At 63.0% G+C, this 17,644-nt stretch carries 17 protein-coding genes; 6 read left to right on the forward strand and 11 right to left on the reverse strand.

The genetic code is table 11. From position 1 onward, the window contains the following. Positions 1-5: 5 nt before the first annotated feature. Entirely contained in the window at positions 6-455 is a 450-nt protein-coding gene (locus LG281_RS03330) for a DNA polymerase III subunit chi (RefSeq protein ID WP_404404340.1), read from the reverse strand. Next, positions 452-1,951, reverse strand: coding sequence for a leucyl aminopeptidase (locus tag LG281_RS03335; RefSeq protein ID WP_404404342.1), 1,500 nt, complete (start codon positions 1,949-1,951; stop codon positions 452-454). Before LG281_RS03335 ends, LG281_RS03330 begins: the two co-directional genes overlap by 4 nt. Positions 1,952-2,446: 495 nt before the next feature. Here LG281_RS03335 and LG281_RS03340 point away from each other — a divergent pair, with 495 nt between their 5' ends. The 6 genes from LG281_RS03340 (at position 2,447) to rsmA (ending at position 9,887) form a co-directional block, all read left to right on the forward strand. Next, positions 2,447-3,535, forward strand: coding sequence for an LptF/LptG family permease (locus LG281_RS03340; RefSeq protein WP_404404344.1), 1,089 nt, complete (start codon positions 2,447-2,449; stop codon positions 3,533-3,535). Continuing rightward, entirely contained in the window at positions 3,532-4,611 is a 1,080-nt protein-coding gene (locus LG281_RS03345) for an LptF/LptG family permease (RefSeq protein ID WP_404404346.1), read from the forward strand. The genes LG281_RS03340 and LG281_RS03345 overlap by 4 nt, the downstream gene beginning before the upstream one ends. A 38-nt stretch (positions 4,612-4,649) precedes the next feature. After that, positions 4,650-6,908, forward strand: a complete 2,259-nt coding sequence (locus LG281_RS03350) for an LPS-assembly protein LptD (RefSeq protein ID WP_404404348.1) — start codon at positions 4,650-4,652, stop codon at positions 6,906-6,908. A 210-nt stretch (positions 6,909-7,118) separates the two neighbouring features. Beyond that, positions 7,119-8,039 carry a SurA N-terminal domain-containing protein gene (locus tag LG281_RS03355; protein WP_404404350.1) on the forward strand — a complete coding sequence of 307 codons (921 nt, stop codon included), beginning with the start codon at positions 7,119-7,121 and terminating at the stop codon, positions 8,037-8,039. 4 nt (positions 8,040-8,043) lie between these two features. Next, complete coding sequence (gene pdxA / locus LG281_RS03360; RefSeq protein WP_404404352.1) at positions 8,044-9,045, forward strand: 4-hydroxythreonine-4-phosphate dehydrogenase PdxA; 1,002 nt, start codon at positions 8,044-8,046, stop codon at positions 9,043-9,045. Continuing rightward, positions 9,042-9,887: a 16S rRNA (adenine(1518)-N(6)/adenine(1519)-N(6))-dimethyltransferase RsmA gene (rsmA, locus tag LG281_RS03365; RefSeq protein WP_404404354.1), complete on the forward strand. Its 846-nt coding sequence runs from the start codon at positions 9,042-9,044 to the stop codon at positions 9,885-9,887. Before pdxA ends, rsmA begins: the two co-directional genes overlap by 4 nt. A 301-nt stretch (positions 9,888-10,188) precedes the next feature. Here rsmA and gmk read toward each other — a convergent pair whose 3' ends face one another. The 9 genes from gmk to fabD form a co-directional block, all read right to left on the reverse strand. Further along, positions 10,189-10,830 carry a guanylate kinase gene (gene gmk / locus LG281_RS03370; RefSeq protein ID WP_404404356.1) on the reverse strand — a complete coding sequence of 214 codons (642 nt, stop codon included), beginning with the start codon at positions 10,828-10,830 and terminating at the stop codon, positions 10,189-10,191. 139 nt (positions 10,831-10,969) lie between these two features. Next, complete coding sequence (locus LG281_RS03375; protein WP_404404358.1) at positions 10,970-11,863, reverse strand: YicC/YloC family endoribonuclease; 894 nt, start codon at positions 11,861-11,863, stop codon at positions 10,970-10,972. Between the two features lie 12 nt (positions 11,864-11,875). Continuing rightward, the gene (mltG, locus tag LG281_RS03380; RefSeq protein ID WP_404404360.1) at positions 11,876-13,018 is read right to left on the reverse strand and encodes an endolytic transglycosylase MltG; all 1,143 of its coding nucleotides are present in this window, start codon (positions 13,016-13,018) and stop codon (positions 11,876-11,878) included. A gap of 140 nt (positions 13,019-13,158) precedes the next feature. Continuing rightward, on the reverse strand, positions 13,159-14,421 hold the full coding sequence (fabF, locus tag LG281_RS03385) for a beta-ketoacyl-ACP synthase II (RefSeq protein ID WP_404406607.1): 1,263 nt from the start codon (positions 14,419-14,421) through the stop codon (positions 13,159-13,161). Between the two features lie 30 nt (positions 14,422-14,451). Further along, positions 14,452-14,688, reverse strand: a complete 237-nt coding sequence (locus LG281_RS03390) for an acyl carrier protein (protein WP_231804876.1) — start codon at positions 14,686-14,688, stop codon at positions 14,452-14,454. 218 nt (positions 14,689-14,906) lie between these two features. Continuing rightward, positions 14,907-15,188, reverse strand: a complete 282-nt coding sequence (locus tag LG281_RS03395) for a BrnA antitoxin family protein (protein ID WP_404404362.1) — start codon at positions 15,186-15,188, stop codon at positions 14,907-14,909. Then, complete coding sequence (locus tag LG281_RS03400) at positions 15,163-15,441, reverse strand: BrnT family toxin (protein WP_404404364.1); 279 nt, start codon at positions 15,439-15,441, stop codon at positions 15,163-15,165. Before LG281_RS03400 ends, LG281_RS03395 begins: the two co-directional genes overlap by 26 nt. A gap of 55 nt (positions 15,442-15,496) precedes the next feature. Next, a complete protein-coding gene (gene fabG / locus LG281_RS03405; protein WP_404404366.1) occupies positions 15,497-16,234 on the reverse strand; it encodes a 3-oxoacyl-[acyl-carrier-protein] reductase in 738 nt (245 codons plus the stop codon). Between the two features lie 22 nt (positions 16,235-16,256). Beyond that, complete coding sequence (gene fabD / locus LG281_RS03410; RefSeq protein ID WP_404404368.1) at positions 16,257-17,207, reverse strand: ACP S-malonyltransferase; 951 nt, start codon at positions 17,205-17,207, stop codon at positions 16,257-16,259. Positions 17,208-17,644 lie beyond the last annotated feature (437 nt).

The raw sequence follows: 17,644 nt of genomic DNA on the forward strand, positions 1-17,644 counted from the left end.
TTATCCTACGCCTTCTTTACCCAACGACCGTTGGCTTCCTGCTGCCAATAGGTGAGATCATAGCGTTCCTTGAGGCCGCGCCAGACGGTGCGGGCTTCGGCGATGGCGTCGGGATCGTGGCCGTTGAACATATAGACGAAGCGCTCATAGCCTTCCGTAGGGCGCGGTGTTGCGCGGTCGACGAAGAAGCGGACGTTGGCGCCGTTGGGGTTGGTCTCCTCGTGGGTGAGGAGGATCGGCTGGAGGGAGTCCTTTTCCGAGCCGTTCGCGACGCCATGGGGAAGGAAGCTGTCGTCCGCGTAGGTCCAGAGCGCGGCGTCGAGCGCTTCGAGGCGTTCGGTGCTGCCCACTTCGACCACGGCGCGCCAACCGCGCTGGAGCGTTTTTTCCAGAAGCGCGGGAAGCACCGTTTCCAAAGGGCGAGCCTCCAGATGGTAAAAGAGCAGTTCGGTCACGTGCGCTCCCCTTCGCCGTGATCGCGGATGAACCTGTCGAGCACGGCGACGCCATAGCCGGTGGCCCAGGAGGCATTGGTTTCGCTTGGGTTGGCGCCGAAGGCGGTGCCGGCGATGTCGATGTGGGCCCAGGGGACGCCGTTGACGAAATGGCGCAGGAAATGCGCCGCTGTGATCGAGCCGGCCTTGCGTCCGCCGGAATTCTTGATATCGGCAAACCGGCTTTCGATGAGTTTCTCGTAGGCTTGGCCGAACGGCATACGCCAGAGCTTTTCGCCGGTCTCCTGCCCGGCGGCGAACAGCTTGTCCGCTGTCGCATCGTCTTCGCAAAAGAGCGCGGCGTGGTCGTGCCCCAGGGCGACGAGCGCGGCACCGGTCAGGGTCGCGAGATCGACCATAAGGCGCGGGCGGAAACGTTCTTGCGTGTACCAGAGCGCGTCGGCGAGAACGAGCCGGCCTTCGGCATCGGTGTTGACGATCTCGATGGTTTTGCCCGACATGGCCGTAACGATATCGCCGGGCCGGTAGGAGCGGCCATCGGCCATGTTTTCAACCAGGCCGATGACGCCGACGGCGTTCACTTTCGCCTTGCGCAGGGCCAGGGTTTTCATGAGGCCCGTGACGGCGGCAGCGCCGCCCATATCGCCCTTCATGTCTTCCATGTTGGCGGCAGGCTTTATGGAAATTCCGCCGGTATCGAAGACGACGCCCTTGCCGATGAAGGCGAGCGGTGCTGCGTCGGGGTTGCCGCCACGCCATTGCATGACGACGAGCCGGGCCGGACGCTCGGAGCCCTGGGCAACGGCAAGGAGTGCGCCCATGCCGTGGTCGGCCATATCCTCGGGAGTGAGGGTTTCGACGGTGATTCCAAGATCCGAAAGGCGGTTGGCGATGCCGGCGAACTCGACCGGACCGAGCACGTTAGCGGGCTCATTGACGAGCGTGCGGGCCATGAGGGTGCCTTCTACGACGGCCATGCGGTCAGCGACCGCATCGTCCAAGCCGCCGGTTTCCTTGAGGACAAATGTGACGCTCATTGCCTCGGGACCGTTTTCCGGCGGCGTCGTACGGTACTTGTCGAAGCGGTAACGGCGCAGCTTTGCCCCGGCGGCAAGCTCGGCGACGCGGCGAGGTTCAAGGCCCGGTTCGTCGAGGATTACGGAGGCGGATCTGGTGCGCGTCGCTTCAAGCTTGGCCATGAGAGAGCCGCCGCGGTCGGTCCAGGCCGAGAGCGCGTCGAGCGCGCCATTCTTGCCACGACCGAGAACGAGAAGGCGGTCGCAGGCGAGGTTCGGCGGGGCGACCAGATCGATCATATGGCCCGGTTTTCCGGAGAATCCGACGCTTTTGGCGATCGCTGCGAAGTCCTTGCCGGTCTTGTCCCAGACGGATTTGGCCTCCCCCTCGGGTACGCCATCCTGCTCGACATAGATGACAATGGTGCCGGCTTTCGCGGCGGGAAGCGGGGCAAAGTCGAGAGACAAATCATGGGACATGGTGTGAACTTTTACTCGAAAGGGTCGCAATAGCGCGGATATGGGGAAGCATCCGCCGTGGATCGGGTCAGGTCAATCGCGGCGGAGGCCTGTCTCAACATAAATGTACGCGCAGGGGCAATATTGACCGAGCGCCCGCCCTCCCCCACGCTCGCCTCCCCACCACCAAGCAAGGACGAGCCCCTTTCACGCGCTGGACAGCGCGTGGCTGGATTCCGGGGACAAGCCCCGGAATGACGGCAGTGGGGGCAGAGCCGGAGCCAGAGAACACCTCCATCCGGGTCGATAGAACGTCCCTTCAAGCGATTGCCCTGCGGCAGAGTGGGGGGTGGCGCGCCAATCTGTCAAAATCACCAAGTGTGATCGAATCGCAACGGAAACGGTCCGGCGTGCCTGTTGTCGCAGTTTGAACAGGAAAGTGGTGTATCGCCTTTTTATCAAAACGATCTAAGGTGGCGCAAAACCTCGTCTGCCGACCCTAGCGCCAGAGAAGCAATGGACCGCCTATCGCGATACCTTACGGCCCAGTTCTTCGTTCAGGCGCTCACGATCTTTCTGGCCGGCGGTGCCCTCATCTGGCTGATGCAGCTTTTGCGGCTGTTCGATCTCGTTTCCTCGCAGGGACAGAACATTCTCACCCTCATGGGGCAAAGCGCGCTGACGACGCCGACTTATGCCCGCTCGATCCTTTACGTCTGTCTCGCGATCGGACTGGTGCGCGGCCTCAGGGCGCTGCAGTCCTCGCGCGAGCTGCATACCATCCACGCGGCGCAGCGGACCCCGGCGCTCTGGAGCGCGATTATCGCCTTCACGGTTATCGGCACGTTGGCCGTGGGCGCCGTTGCGCATTGGGCCGAGCCGCTGGCGCGGCGGGTTTCGGCGGAGTGGTCGGCGGATATCGCGGCGGATGTGGTGGGCCGGGCGCTGGTGCCGGGGCAGTTCACCGAGCTTGAGGACGGGCTGGTCTTTTCGATTGGCGGCCGGCGCGCGGACGGTACTCTTGCCGACTTCTTCTTCGACGATACGACGCATGACACCCGCCGGACGTATTTTGCCGAGACCGCGCGGGTCTTTAAGGACACGAGCGGGTATCAGCTCATTCTCAACGATGGTGCCATCCAGTACGAAAGCGCCGAGCAGCGCGGGCTGAGCCAGATCGCGTTCGGGCAGTATCACATCAGCCTTACGAGCCTTGTCGAAGCCGGGCGGCCCGATGCCGGGATCGAACAACTCGATACGCTCGCGCTCATCGAAGGGCTCGGACTGGGCACGCTCGACAATCCGGAGCGGGCGCTGGCGGCGGTGCATTCGCGGCTCGCGGATGGGCTTCGGGCGATTGCCTTCTGCGCGCTCGCGGCGAGCCTTGTCGCCTTCCCGCATGGCCGGCGTGGCGGGTTCCGGGTGCCGATGGAGCTGGTGATCCTCGTCATTGCCTTTGCGGAACAGGCAGTCAGCGCGTTTTCGGGTGGCGGGGCGAACCATTATGTTGCGCCGGGGCTGATCCTCGCGTTCGCCGTGGCGCTCTTCGCCTACAGGCTGCGCTATGCGAGCCCGCCGTCGATGTTCCGGAGGGCGGGGGCATGAGCCGGATCGGGCATCTGATGGTCGTGCGCCTCGCCGCCCGGATCGGGCTGGTGGTGGGGATATTCTACGGCATAATCCTGCTCGTCGAGTTCCTCGATATCGGGCGGTTCAACCAGACCGCAGAGATCGCGGGGCCTTGGACGGCGACGGCGCTCTCTTTCCTCTCGGCGCTGCGCTGGAGCCTTCTGGGCCTGCCGGTGACGGTGCTGCTCGGGGCCATCGTCGGGCTTATCGAATTGCACCGCTATCGAGAGATGGTGGTGGTGAACGCGTCCGGGCAGTCGGTCTGGTCGGTGCTGCGCTGGCCGCTCATCACCATCGTTTTGTGCGGTGCGCTGGTTGCAACGGTGGTCGACAGCCTCGCGATCCGCGCTTACCAGAGCTTCGACGCCGCGCAGATCGGCTGGGGGCGCGCATACGGAGTGCAGAACCGGGCGACGTGGTTCAGCCAGACCGGGGATGACGGCGACTTCATGCTCTTTGCCAAAGCGGTACTGCATGGCGGAGCCGAACTGCGCGACGTTTCGGTGTTCCGGCAGCTTCCGGCAGGCGAACGCGGCACGCGCATTCATGCGGAGGCGGCTTATCTCGAACGTGGGGCATGGCGGCTTGAAAACGGGGTCACCATGGATGTGGACAGCCTGCCCCAGCCGTTTGCGACCTACAGGCTCGCTACGGATGCGTCGCTGTCGGAATTGAGCCTGAAGCTGGGGACCGCGGAGGATCTGTCGTGGTTCGCGCTGGTCGATGCGCTGCGAAGGGGAATCGGGGACCGCTATGCACAGTCGGCGGCGGAGACGCGGTTTCACAAGCTCACGGCGATGCCGTTGCTGCTGGCGGGATCGTTGCTCATAGCATTTGCGTTTACAGGAGGTTACCGCCGGGCTGGTCACTACGGCTGGACCGTGCTTTATGGTATCGTACTTGGACTTGTTGTGTTCATGATCACGGAAATGGCCGACCGGGCGGGGTCGGCCGGCGTACTCGATCCGATTGCCGCGGCATGGGGACCGGCCATCGCGGCGGTCATCATCGGATTGTCCGTGATCTTGTATAGGGAAGATGGGCGCGTTTGATGGGGGGGAGGAACAGGCTGCGTCCGTGGCATAAATGCTTGTGTGCCCTCGTTGCGCTCTCGGTGCTCGGCAGTCCCGCTTTCGGGCAGCAGATCGTGCCTGCGAACTTTTTCGCGCTCATCCCGGACGCGCCGGGCGGGCAGATGGCAGTTTCCGCCGATGCGATGGTGTTCAACGCCAAGACCGAGACGGTTATCGCCAGCGGGCATGTGGGGATCGCCTTCCAGGGCTATCGCGCGACTGCGGACCGGGCCGTCTATTACCAGCGTTCGGACAAGGTCGAGCTTATCGGCAATGTTGCCTTTATCGATCCCGAGGGCGTGGAATATGTCGCGGACCGGATCGAATTGACGGACAGTTTCAAGCGCGGGTTTCTCGAAGCGCTGACGGTTGCCTTCCCGGATGGTTCGCGCTTTTCGGCGGCGGAGACCAGTTTCGACGAGGGGGTCGAGCGGGTTTATACCGAAGGGCTCTATGCGCCGTGCGGGGAATGCGTCGGGACGCATGGCGGGACGATCGGCTGGACGGTCAAGGCCGCGCGGATCGTGACCGACGAGAGCGACCGGACAATCTATTTCGAAGCCCCTACCCTGGCACTGCTGGGCGTGCCGGTGCTGTGGCTGCCGTGGCTGACGCTGCCTTCGGACGGGGAACTCGAATTGCCCGTTTATAGCTATAACGCGCAGAGAGGGCATGGGCTCTCCTTCCCGCTGGTGCGCCAGCGGGTTCCGGGCGGCACGCTGATGCTCACGCCGACGCTTTTTTCGCGCCAGGGCCTGATGCTGGGGGCCGAATTTTCCGGCGAGGCGGGACCGGTTTCCTATACGGTCGAGGCTTCGGGGATCTATCAGCTCGATCCCGGCGCTTATACCGGACTTGCCGACCGGCGCTTTCGTGGCGCGGTGCAGACGGCGGGAACGTTCAGACCGATCAAGGAATGGAAACTCGGATGGTCCTATACCGCGTTCACCGATCCGGGGTTCCTGCCCGATTATGACCTCGATAGCGGGATCGAGCGCAACGAAATCTATGCCGAGTATCTCACCGCCGGGAGCTGGGCCGATATCCGGTTCCGGCAATACGTGCCACTGGGCAATCAAACGGATTGGGGAGCGTTTGAGAACGCGCAGAACCGGCAGGCATTGGTGGCGCCTTTCGTCGAAGGCGCACACGTCGTCGATCTCGGTGACGGCGCCGGACAGGTCGCGTTCAGCGGCACGATGACGGGGATCGCTCGGGGGCTGGACCACCAGAGCGCAGCTTTCGATGGCAAGCAATATACGTACGGATATGCGGGGAACGCCTGGCACTTGTCGGGAGAGGCCGGGTGGACCGAGACGTGGATCGCGCCGGGCGGCGTGACGGTTTCGCCCTATCTCGGCGGGCGGATGGATCTTGCCTATTACGATGGCGCGAGCCCGCTCGCCGGTGCGCCGGGGGAAGAAACGCGGTTTACCGCGACGCCGATTGCCGCGCTCGACGTGCGGTATCCGCTTCTGGCGGAGGCACAGGGACACGCGACGACGATCGAGCCCGTTGCGCAGCTGGTCTATCGCGGGAGCGATGAGAGCGTTGTCGGGATCGTCAACAACGACGCGCAGAGCCTCGTGCTCGACGGGTCCAACATCTTCAGCTTCAACCGGTTTTCCGGCGCCGACCGGCAAGAGACGGGGTTGCGGGCCAATCTTGGAGTGCAGAGCCAGACGCAGTTCGACAACGGCGCCTGGGTCAATATGGTCGTGGGGCAGACGTTCCATCTCGCGGGCGCGAACGGCTATACGCAGACTGACGGTTCGACGGCGGGGATCGGGTCGGGGCTCGACCGGGACGCGTCCTATATCGTGGGAGCCGTCGAGGGTGGATTTACGCCGTATCTGAGCGGCGGGCTCGGGGTTCAGTACGATCCGGAAACCGGGACGGTGCCTCGCTTCGATGTACGGGCGAGAACCCAATGGAACGATTTTACCGTGGCGGCGACCTATTCGTTCGCGGATGCCAATGAGGCGCTCGGGGTTACGGAGTGGCGCGAGGATGTCGGCATCGACGTTTCCGTGCCGGTTTACGACTATTGGCGCGTTAAACTCGGTACGCAGTACGATCTGGAGGAAAGCGAACTCATCCGGACGACCGCTGCGCTCGAATATGACGACGATTATCTCGCCTTCGGGCTGGGCGCGCGGGCGGACGGGCCGCCGGCGAATTGGCACGATGATTTCGCCGTCGAATTCAAGCTTGTCCTGCGCACCGGCGGGCGGCAAGAGATCGTCGATTTCGGGTATAGCTGGGAAGACGAATAGCGGAATTTGGCCGCATTTATGTCGGACCACGCAGGGGTATGCACAAGATTTGAGTTGCGCGGCGGGCGAGATTATGGTGCCAAGCGTTTTATACTTGGTTTGTCGCGTGCCCGAACCGAAAAAGTGGGGACCATCCCCGGATCACGTCCGAGGACATACTTTTTCCGGACACGCCCGCCCTACCCCCGCGTCAATGGGAGCACAGTGACGATGATACGTTGGATTGCCGTACGGACCGCAGCGGTTTTTCTGGCCTTGGGCCTTGTTCTTGCAGGTGCGGCGGCGCAGGCGCAATCGGTTCAGGTGACCGTCAACGGGACGCAGATCACCGATCAGCAGATCAACGCACGCGCGCAACTGCTTCGACTCGAAGGGCGCGGGAGCTCGAATTCCAACCGTACCCAGCTTGCCACCGACCAGTTGATCGATGACGCGATCAAGCTTTCGGAAGCCGAACGCGTTGGGATTTCGGTTTCGGATGGGCAGGTGGACCAAGCGGTCTCCAATATCGCCTCGAACATGAATCTGAGCGTTTCTAACCTCAATCAGGTCCTGAGACAGAACGGCGTCGACCCCAATACGCTGCGGGCCCGGCTGCGCGCGGCGATCGCGTGGCAGCAGGTAGTGCGGCAGGTGATTTCGCCCCGTGTGCAGATTTCCGAGCTCGAACTCGATATCGAGGCCGAGCAGCAGCTCGAGGCCACTTCGAGCTTCGACTATATTCTTAAGGAAGTGATCTTCGTGATTGCCGACGGCTCGGGCATGTCGGCCTCGCGGCGGACTGCCGAAGCCAATCAATACCGTGCGAATTTTTCGGGCTGCGATTCGGCGGTTCAGCAGGTGCTGCAGTTCCAGGATGCCGCCGTGGTGGATGTAGGACGCCGGCACGCAACGCAGATGCCCGAGGCTATCGCCAATGAACTCGCAGGGCTGACCGTGGGGCAGCTGACGCGTCCGCGCGTCACCGAGAACGGCGTTTCGATGTATGCCGTGTGCGAAAAGGCCGAGGCGCGCGACCTGACCTTCATCAAGCAGGATTTGCGGCAGGAAGCCGGGCAGGACGCCCTCGAGCAGCAGGCCGAAGCCTATCTCGAACGGCTGCGCAACGAAGCGGCGATCATCCGCCGGTAAGTCGATGACGGAGACAAAGGCGCTCCCCCTCGCGGTGTCGATGGGGGAGCCGGCCGGGATCGGCCCCGATCTTATCGTCCAACTTTACGCGGACCGGCAGGCACAGGCCCTGCCGGTTTTCGCTGTCTATGGCGATGCGGAATTCCTCGCTACGCGGGCGAAGCGGCTGGGGCTCGCGATTGACTGTGTGGAAACGGATATCGCGGATGCGGCGGACGCGTGGGCGCATGGGCTGCCGGTTATCGATCTGGGCGGCGATGTCATGGATCAGCCGGGGGTGCCGGATGCCGCGGCGGCGCCTGCGGTTATCGAGGCGATTGCGCGGGCCGTGGCCGATGTGCGTGACGGGCGCGCACGAGCGCTGGTGACGGCGCCGATCCACAAGGCGGCGCTCTACAGCACCGGGTTCAGCTATCCGGGGCATACGGAGTTTCTGGCAGCGCTTTGCGCCGAGGACGGCGTGGTACCCCATCCGGTGATGATGCTCGCGCATGAGGATTTGCGGGTGGTGCCGCTGACGGTCCATATTCCGCTGGCCGACGTGCCCGGAGCGATTACGGGAGCGCTGATCGAGGAGACGGTGCGGATCGTCGTGCACGACCTCATGGTGCGGTTCGGAATTGCGGCACCGAAGATCGGCGTTGCCGGGCTCAATCCGCATGCGGGGGAAGACGGGACGATCGGGCGCGAGGACATCGAGGTGATCGCCCCTGCGCTGGCGCAGCTTCGGGCCGAGGGGCTGGATGTCGTGGGTCCGCTTTCGGGGGATACGCTGTTTCATCCACCACATTGGCGCAGCTTCGACGCGGTTATTGCGATGTATCACGATCAGGCGCTCATTCCGATCAAGGCGCTGGCGTTCGATTCGGGGGTGAATGTGACGCTGGGACTGCCGATTGTGCGCACGTCGCCGGATCATGGAACGGCGTTCGGTTTGGCAGGGACGGGCAAGGCATCGACGAAATCCATGCTGGCGGCGCTCAAACTGGCGGACCGGATGGCATGAGCCAGATCGATACCCTGCCCCCTTTGCGCGAAGTGATTGCCGAGCACGGCCTGCGCGCGAAAAAGGAATTGGGGCAGAATTTTCTGCTCGATCTCAACCTGACCATGAGGATCGCACGGGCGGCGGGGGAGCTTTCGGACGTTACGGTGATCGAGGTTGGCCCCGGGCCGGGCGGGCTGACACGGGCGCTTCTGGCGGCGGGAGCAAAGAAGGTTATCGCGATCGAGCGGGACGAACGAACCATGCCCGCGCTCGCGCAGATTGCCGAGGCGTATCCGGGGCGGCTGGAGGTTGTCTCCGACGACGCGCTGGCGGTGGACTATCAGGCGCTGGCCAAGGGGCGGACGAAGATCGTCGCCAACCTGCCCTACAATATTGCAACGCCGCTTTTGACGGGATGGCTATCCGAGGAGCCTTGGCCGGCGTGGTTCGAGAGCCTGACGCTGATGTTCCAGAAAGAGGTCGCGGACCGGATTTGCGCTGCACCGGGCGACAAAGCCTATGGACGGCTCGGCGTGCTTTCGGGATGGCGGACGGATGCGCGGATTGCGCTCAAGGTGGACCGGAACGCGTTTACGCCGCCGCCGAAGGTGACCTCGGCGGTTGTGCATATGGTGCCCAAGCCGGTGGAGGTGGATGTGACGACGAGGGCGATGGAGGAAGTCACGCGCTATGCGTTCGGGCAGCGGCGCAAGATGATCCGGCAGAGCCTCAAAGGGCTTGGGGTGCCGCTGGAGGCACTGTTGGGGCCGCTTGGGCTGACAGGCGAAGAGCGCGCTGAAAACTTGCCAGTTGCGACGTATGTGGCGTTGGCGCGGGCGGTTGCCGCAGCGCGGGGGTAGCGCCAACTTAAAGCATTATTCAGCCGGATTGAATCATTGGCTCTCCCCCTCCCCGTCATCACCCGGTTTATCCGGGCGATCCAGGGCAGGTCCGGCGCCAAGCGCAAACGGTTGCAGGGTCTCCCGCGCGCTGGACAGCGCGCTACTGGATCACCCGAATTAATCGGGTGATGATGGGAAGGGCAGGACGTACGGCGATCCAATATGAACGAATTGCGTTCTAATCAAGGTCCGCGGGTCAAGCCCGCGGATGACGTTTGAGAGGGCGTGCCTGGTTCGATCCAGTGTGAGCAAGAATGCCCTACCCCAGCGCGTCGATCTGCCCCTGCAGCTCGCGGACGAAGCTTTCAAGCCTGGTCTGGCGGGTGCGGTGGAGGCGGGCCGCGGCGAGGATGGAGCGGACTTTCTGGACCGAATCCTCAAGGTCTTCGTTGACGATGACGAAATCGTATTCGGCGTAGTGGTCCATTTCCTTGCGGGCGTTGCGCAGGCGCTTTTCGATGGTGCCAACGCTATCTTGCGCGCGGCGCTCGAGGCGGGCGCGGAGTTCGGCGATCGAGGGGGGGAGGATAAAGACCGTCACCATGTCCTCGCGGCAGCTTTCGTAGAGCTGGAGCGTGCCCTGATAGTCGATGTCGAAGAGGATGTCCTTGCCCGCGGCGAGGCGGTCTTCGACCTTGGCGCGGGGGGTGGCGTAGTAGTTGCCGTGGACTTCCGCCCATTCGAGCAAATCGCCGTTGTCGCGCATCTTCTCGAAGGTCGGAACATCGATGAAGTCGTAGTGCGTGCCGTCGATTTCGTCGGTGCGGCGGGCACGGGTGGTGACGGAGACCGAGAGGCGGATGTTGGGATCCTGCGCGAAAAGCGCGCGGGAGATAGAGGATTTTCCGGCACCCGAAGGCGAAGCAATGACCAGCATGACGCCGCGGCGCGCAAAATCCATCGTTTATCTCCAATACCAAGCACCGCTTGGCATTTCGTTGTCAGTCTTCCGAACCGCCCCAAAAGGGCCGCGCAAACGAAAAAGTGGGAACCATCCCCGGATCACGTCCGAGGACATGCTTTTTCTGGAAGCCCTCCGTTTACTCCAGGTTCTGAACCTGCTCTCGTAACTGATCGATTGCCGCCTTGAGGTCAAGGCCGATGCGGGTTACGCCCACATCATTGCTTTTCGAGCACAGCGTATTGGCCTCCCGGTTGAATTCCTGGGAAAGGAAATCGAGCTTGCGGCCAACCGGGCCGCCTTTTTCGAGGAGACTGCGCGCAGCGTCGACATGGGCCTTGAGGCGGTCGAGCTCTTCGCGGATGTCGGCCTTTGTCGCGAGGATCAGGGCTTCGGCATTGAGGCGGTCTTCACTCAGCCCGTTGTCGCCCGTAACCAGCATCTGGACCTGTTCCCTGAGGCGGGCGAGGATGGCCTCTCGGGTGCGGGCGGGATGGGCTTCGGCCTGGGCGACGAGGACTGCGATATCGTCAATGCGCGCGGCGATGACTGCGGCGATCTGTTCGCCCTCGCGCTTCCGGACCTCGACGAGACCGTTGAGGGCGGTGCCGACGCATTCGCGGATCGCGGCAAACAGGCGCTCTTCGGCTTCGGCGGGAAGCTCTGCATCGACGGTATCGACGACGCCCTTCAGGGCGAGGATGCCGTCTATGGACGGCATTTCCGCGTCGATCTTGTATTTGAGCGTGTCGATGGCTTCGAGAACGGATTCGAGGGCCTGCGCGTTGACGACGAGCCGTGTCGCGGCGGTCTCACGTTGGACGTTGAGATAAACCGAGACCGAGCCTCGCGCGATCTTTTCGCCGACGATGCGGCGGATATCGGTTTCAAGCGCGTCAAAGCCGGGCGAAAGCCGTGTGCGGATATCGAGGCCACGGCCGTTGACGGCCTTGATCTCGCAGACGATGGAGCAGCCTTCTGCCTGCGCCGCGGCGCGACCGAAGCCGGTCATGCTGGCGAGCGTATTTCCCATCGTCGTCCCCGTTTACTGACCGTCGGTCTCGTCTGTTGTGCCGTCTTCTTCGGCGACGCCGGCTTCTTCGGCCTCCTCACGCGCGATCGCATCCATTGCAGCCTGGGCTTCGGCTTCCGCTTCCGCCGCCGCGCGCTCGGCCTCGATTGCGCGCCAGGCCGCGACGTTGGCCTGGTGCTCGGCGTAGCTGTCAGCGAAAACGTGCCCGCCGGTGCCGTCGGCGACGAAATAGAGCGCGTCGGTTTCTTCCGGATTGGCGGCGGCGCGCAGCGATTCGATGCCCGGATTGGCGATGGGGCCCGGCGGCAAGCCGTCGATCTGGTAAGTGTTATACGGCGTTTCCGCCTCGATCTCAGAGCGGCGCAGACCGCGGCCCAACGTGCTCTGGCCACGGGTGATGCCGTAGATGATCGTCGGGTCGGACTGGAGCCGCATGCCGATGTCGAGACGGTTTATGAAAACGCCGGCGATCATGGGGCGTTCCTCGGGAACGGCGGTTTCCTTTTCCACGATCGAGGCGAGCGTCAGGAGTTCTTCGGGTGAGGCGAGCGGCAGGTCCGGGTCGCGGTTCGCCCAGACTTCGGCCAGCGCCTCGTCCATGGCGAGCGCCATGGCGTCGATGACGGACTGCCGGGAATCGCCACGCTGGTAGGAATAGGAGCCGGGCAGCAGGCTGCCCTCGACCGGCAACACATCGATCGATCCGGTCAGATCGGCATCGGCATTGACGCGTTCGACGACCTGCCAGGAGGTGAACCCCTCGGGCACAATGACATGGTGCAGGATGGGCGTGCCTTCGGTGAGCTCGCGGATAATATCGAGCATCGAAGAACGGGCGGCGATGTTGAATTCTCCGGCCTTGAGGTTGCTGCCACGGCTGATGAAGCGGGACCCGTAATTGAAGAGGTCGGCGTTGGTGATGAGCCCCTGCTCTTCGAGGCGCTGGGCGACCGTCGAGAGTACGTTTCCCGGTTCGACGATGAAGGTGCGATCCTCCGCGAACGGGCCCGCGGCGTTGAACTGCATGACCGCGTAGACGAAGGCGCCGGCGGCAATCAAGAGGACCAGCAGCACCAGCGAGAGCAGGCCGTTTATGGCCTCCACGAACCCGTTTCGGGACCGGCGGCGTTTCTGCTTTCTCGTCTTCTCGGCCATGCGCTGATGCTCATCCCTCGATCTGGCGGGGATTGGCTCCCCTGTTGACCCATTCAGGGATTCGGCGCTGCCGATCCCCATCATCATATGGGCCAAGAAATCCCGCAAAAACAAGTGGCGGGGCGGGATTTCGACAGGCGTCAGGTGACGGCGCGGAAAATCAGCGAGGCGTTAGTTCCGCCGAAGCCGAAAGAGTTGGACAGCGCGGTGTTGATTTCGCGCTCGACCGGCTTGTGCGGAGCGAGGTTGATAAGGGTTTCGACGGAAGGGTTGTCGAGGTTGATCGTCGGGGGGGCGATGTTGTCCCGGATGGCGAGGAGCGAGAAGATCGCCTCGACCGCGCCCGCGGCGCCAAGCAAGTGGCCGACTGCGGATTTGGTCGAACTCATCACGGCTTTTGAAGCCGCATTGCCCAGGAGGCGGGTGACGGCGCCAAGCTCGATTTCGTCGCCCAAAGGCGTCGAGGTGCCGTGGGCGTTGATATAGTCGATGTCGGCGGGCGTAATGCCGGCGCGCTTGATGGCCGCTGCCATAGAGCGGTAACCGCCATTGCCGTCTTCGGACGGCGCGGTGATGTGATAGGCATCGCCGGAGAGGCCATAACCGATCACTTCGCCATAGATGTGGGCGCCGCGCGCCTTGGCGTGCTCGTATTCTTCCAGGATCACGATGCCCGAGCCTTCGCCCATGACGAAGCCGTCACGGTCCTTGTCGTAGGGGCGCGAGCCTTTTTCCGGCGTATCGTTGAAGCCGGTCGAAAGCGCGCGGCAGGCGGCGAAGCCGGCGAGCGACAGACGGTTGACTGGAGATTCGGCGCCGCCGGCCACCATGACGTCGGCATCGTCGAGCGCGATCAGGCGCGCGGCGTCGCCGATGGCGTGGGCGCCGGTCGAGCAGGCGGTGACGACCGAGTGGTTGGGGCCTTTGAGGCCGTGATTGATCGAGACGTAGCCCGAGGCGAGGTTGATCAGACGCCCGGGAATGAAGAAGGGGCTGATGCGGCGTGGGCCCTTTTCATGCAGGGCTATGGAGGCATCGTAGATGCCACCAATGCCGCCGATGCCCGAACCGATGAGAACGCCTGCGCGTTCCTTTTCTTCCTCGGATTTGAGCTCAAGGCCGGAATCGCGGAGCGCCTGAGTGGCCGCCGCCATCGCGTAGACGATGAAGGGATCGACCTTACGTTGTTCCTTGGGCTCCATCCAATCGTCGGGATTGAACTTGCCTTCGGCGGTATCGCCCAAGGGAACACGGCAGGCGATCTGACAGGGCAGATCGTCTACCTTGAAATCGGTCACGCGCTGCGCGCCGCTCTTGGAAGCCAAAATATTGGACCAGACAGTCTCGTGACCGACACCCAGAGGGCTAACGATCCCGAGACCCGTGACGACGACGCGGCGCATGTTCATGGGATGAAACGGGCTTTAAACCGCTTACGCGCTCGCCTTGGACAGGAACGCGACGGCATCGCCGAAGGTCTGAATCGACTCGGCGGCATCGTCGGGGATTTCGACGCCGAATTCTTCTTCGAACGCCATCACGAGTTCGACCTGATCGAGCGAGTCCGCACCCAGATCGTCCATGAAGCTGGCCTTCTCGGTGACTTTATCGGCTTCGACGTTCAGGTGCTCCACAACGATTTTACGGACGCGATCTTCGATGTCGCTCATGTTGACTTCCCTTATTTAGAGACTGATTGGGGTTAAAAACTCACTGTGCGTGCCTACCGGGCAATATCCCTTGTGAGGACCCTTTTGGCAACGCGGTTGAAGGTCTGGTATCAGCCTTGTTCCTGCCCTTCCGACCACAATGTGCGGCGGGGATTATCACACTTTGTTGGGATTGACCATATCGCCAATGGGCGGCGGCGCAAGCCTGTTTTCGCTCCCTACCCCGCCCTTTTTACGGCCTTTTTCAAGGTTTCGTTTATCCGACTTTGCCAACCGGGACCTTGTTCGCGAAAATAGGTGATGACCTCCTCGTCGAGCCGCAAAGTGATTTGCCGTTTGGTGGGAGCCCTTTGCGGTCCCCGCTGACCGGCCTTGCGCTTGGGCAGCACCGCGACGAGATCGGCAGGAAGCATGTCCGCCGCCGGCTTCATCGACTGAAGGTCGTCCCGTGTTAGTTCGCGCACTTCGCCGTCCTTATCTGTCAGCGATTTCCTGCTCATATCTACGCACCTCCCGGCTGTTCGCCTTTCGGAAACTGATCACCCGAATACCGCCTGAGACGGGCGTAAAACAAAGAACGTGCAGCCTTTCATCCAAATAGCTCACTGCAACAAAGCGGCGTTCGGGATATTCGTTCCGTACGTCCTCAGCGATAATCGCAGTATCCCAATCGAAGTCAGAAGCCCGATCGAATGGCAATTGGCGCTCGCGAATGTTGCGGTCGTTCTTCGCGGGATCATATTCTATCTTCATCGTAACAGATACGCTTCACCACGACCGCTTTCAAGTTTTCCGTAGCTACAAAAAACTAAATCATCACCATCCCGCCGTTGACGTTCAGCGTATGCCCGGTCACGTAGCCGGCGGCGTCGGAGGCCAGGAAGGCTGCACAGGCGGCGACTTCGTCGGCGGTGCCCAGGCGCCCGGCGGGAACCTTGGCAAGGATGGCTTCGTGTTGCTTTTCGTTGAGTTCGTCGGTCATCGCCGAGGCGATGAAGCCCGGAGCGATGGTGTTGACCGTGATGCCACGGCTCGCGACCTCATAGGCGAGCGATTTCGACATACCCGCAAGGCCCGCCTTGGACGCGGCATAATTGCCCTGGCCGGGATTGCCGACGACGCCCACGACCGAGGTGATCGAGATGATGCGTCCGAAGCGGCGCTTCATCATGCCGCGGATGGCGGACCGGGTGAGATGGAAGGGCGCGGTCAGGTTGATCGAAAGGACATCGTCCCACTCCTCATCCTTCATGCGCATGAAGACGTTGTCGCGGGTCATGCCGGCATTGTTGACGAGGATGTCGACGCCGCCCATCGCGGCTTCGGCATCGGGGACGAGGCGTTCGACGGCGTCGAGGTCGCTCAGATTGCACGGAAGGATGTGGGTTTCGCCGGGGATGTCCTTGGCAACATTCTCGAGCGCGCCGACGCGCGTGCCGCTCAAGGCAACGATGGCGCCCTGGGAGGCGAGCGCTTTGGCAATGGCGCTGCCGATGCCCCCCGAGGCGCCGGTAACGAGCGCGCGCTTTCCGCTTAAATCGAACATGAAACTCACTCCCCTTTCGTCCTTATTGGCCGCGCGCCTGAAGGAACGCGGCGATATCGTCGGCCGTTCCGATGGCTTGCGCGTTCGCGTCTTTCGCGATGCGCTTGGCAAGGCCGGTGAGCACCTTGCCGGTGCCCAGTTCGTAAAGCGCGGTTACCCCGCCCTCTCCCGTGAGCCAGATTACGCTTTCGGTCCAGCGGACCATGCCGGTGACCTGCTCGACGAGGCGGCGGCGGATTTCGGCAGGATCGGAAATGGGAGCGGCAAGGACGTTGGAGACGACCGGGGCGACCGGCGCCTTCATGTCGACTTCGGCGAGCGCGATCTGCATGGCCTCGGCGGCGGGGGCCATCAGCGCGCAGTGGAACGGGGCGCTCACCGGCAGCGGCAGAGCGCGCTTGGCGCCCTTTTCCCTGGCCAGTTCGATGGCGCGCTCGACGGCGGCTGCGTCGCCGGAGACGACGACCTGGCCGGGTGCATTGTCGTTAGCGACGTCGCAGACGGCGCCCTGGCCAGCGGCCTGGGCGATTTCTTTCACGGCGTCGAAATCGAGCCCGAGGATTGCGGCCATGGCCCCCTGCCCCACGGGCACAGCCTGCTGCATGGCGCGGCCACGGATTTGCAGGAGACGGGCGGTATCGGCGAGCGAAAAGGTCCCGGCGGCGCAAAGGGCGGAATATTCGCCGAGCGAGTGACCGGCGACATAGCTGGCTGTGTCGGCGACGGTGACGCCATTGGCTTCGAGCACGCGGATGACGGCCATGGAGGCGGCCATCAGTGCGGGTTGGGCATTTTCGGTGAGACGGAGGGTTTCGTCCGGCCCCTCGAACATGATTGTCGAGAGTTTGAGGCCAAGCGCATCGTCGACCTCGTCAAAGACCGCGCGCGCCTCTGGATAGGCGTCGGCAAGGTCCTTGCCCATGCCGACGGCCTGGCTCCCCTGCCCAGGGAAGGTGAATGCCGGTTTGCTCATCAATGCCCTCGTGCCGGAACCGTATTAGTGCACCCGTTTTGACAGAAATAAAAACGGGTGCACTAAGTCTTTCACTTGCCGCGTTCCCGAACCGCAAAAGTGGTATCCACTTTTGCTGGAAACGCTCTTTTGTGGCGAGGTGCCCCGAAATCCGGGCGAAGTCAAGAAGGCAGGCTTAAAGCCTGTGGGCAATCGCTTGAAGCCAACATCTCCGCCTCCCCGCCGCTGCCCCCGACTTGATCGGGGCCCATCAGCGTTTGCGCGCCCGAATTGGGTGTGCTGCGCAATGGGCGGCCTTGAACCGCGTGCGTACCGAATGATGAGGCCGCAAGGGGCTCGCTGTCGGCCCAATGCACCCTATGTCCTCACCATTCGGCACGGCAGTGGTCGGTGGTGCCGCCGTGCATCGCACCACGATCCCGGATCGGAAAAGTGCT

This window comes from Pelagibacterium halotolerans, assembly GCF_044811015.1.
Taxonomy (GTDB): domain Bacteria; phylum Pseudomonadota; class Alphaproteobacteria; order Rhizobiales; family Devosiaceae; genus Pelagibacterium; species Pelagibacterium halotolerans_A.